At 67.4% G+C, this 801-nt stretch carries 2 protein-coding genes; both read left to right on the forward strand.

Annotated features, from left to right (window positions below; translation table 11 throughout):
- A partial coding sequence (locus NMG10_RS25805; RefSeq protein ID WP_254465377.1) for a ShlB/FhaC/HecB family hemolysin secretion/activation protein occupies positions 1–370 on the forward strand: 370 nt, incomplete at its 5' end.
- 32 nt (positions 371–402) lie between these two features.
- The coding region (locus NMG10_RS25810; protein WP_254465378.1) for a filamentous hemagglutinin N-terminal domain-containing protein at positions 403–801 on the forward strand (399 nt) is incomplete at its 3' end.

The following is an 801-nucleotide window of genomic DNA, read 5'->3' on the forward strand; positions in this document are numbered from 1 at the left end:
ACTGTTCAGCCCGCAGCGCATCAGCCTGGGCGGGCTGTCGTCGGTGCGCGGCCTCAAGGACCAGTCACTGTCCGGCGACAGCGGCGGCTACTGGCGCAACGACCTGCGCTGGACCCGCCCGGTGAACTGGCCGCTGCTGCAACCGCTGGTGGCCGAGTACGGCCTGGGCCTGGGCTACGACCTCGGGGTGATCCGCAACGATCGCTACAACGGCGAGTACCACGGCCGTGCCAGCAGCCACTCGCTGGAGCTGTTCGCCCGCGGCCAGCACATGGCCGCCAGCGTGACCTTCGCCCACAGCCTGGAACGCCCCGACGTGCTGACCGACAAGGAACGCCCGGTGTATTTCCGCCTGGATTTCTTCCTCTGATCCACCTGATCCCCTGACTTACGAGACCTGACATGGACGTCCGCCTGTTCGCCTTCCTGGCCCGCCAACGCTCGGCCGCCATTCAGCCTCGTGAGCGTTTCTGCGGGTTGCCCAAGCGGGGCCTGGCGTTCCTGCTGGCCAACGCCATGTTCTGGCAGCCATTCTGGGCGCAGGCCGCCGAAGGCGTGGTGGTCAGCGGGCCGGGCACCCGGCTGGACCAGGCGGGCAATGGCGTGCCGATCGTCAACATCGCCGCGCCCAATGGCAGCGGGCTGTCGCACAACCAGTTCAGCGACTACAACGTCGGCCAGCAGGGGCTGATCCTCAACAACGCCACCGAGCGCACCCAGGCCACCCAGCTGGGCGGGATCATCCTTGGCAACCCCAACCTCCACGGCCAGGCGGCCAATGTCATCCTCAACGAGGTCAAT

It is taken from the genome of Pseudomonas sp. DVZ6, from assembly GCF_024259445.1.
In the GTDB taxonomy this organism is placed as follows: Bacteria; Pseudomonadota; Gammaproteobacteria; order Pseudomonadales; family Pseudomonadaceae; genus Aquipseudomonas; species Aquipseudomonas peradeniyensis.